The organism is Cupriavidus sp. SIMBA_020 (genome assembly GCF_046535395.1).
Classification (GTDB): Bacteria; Pseudomonadota; Gammaproteobacteria; order Burkholderiales; family Burkholderiaceae; genus Cupriavidus; species Cupriavidus campinensis.
Genome location: NZ_JAWRWU010001606.1, coordinates 1 through 238, shown reverse-complemented (window position 1 = coordinate 238; position 238 = coordinate 1). Strand labels below are relative to the sequence as shown.

The 238-nt window shown below is 58.8% G+C and carries 1 protein-coding gene; it reads left to right on the top strand.

Going from position 1 to position 238, the window contains the following annotated elements; translation table 11 throughout:
* Nucleotides 1-238: hypothetical protein (locus SB751_RS35035; protein ID WP_410749621.1), on the top strand; the 238-nt coding region annotated here is incomplete at both ends.

The window sequence follows — 238 nt, the reverse complement described above, 5'->3', positions numbered from 1 at the left end:
ACGTGGAACGGATCGCGCGCCAGCCATGGGCACGAACCGTAGGCGGCTTTGAAGGCGCTAATCCAAGCCTGCAACGTGTTCTTTACTGCGAAGCCTACGCATGGGTTGACTCCGATGGTGACGGCATTGCAGAGCTACACAAGGTTTGCACGCTGGGCCCGTCTTTCAAGATCGTGGCACGCGAGCCCGTGGACTTTATCCCGTTCGCTGTATTCCATTGCGATCCGGAGCCGCACAC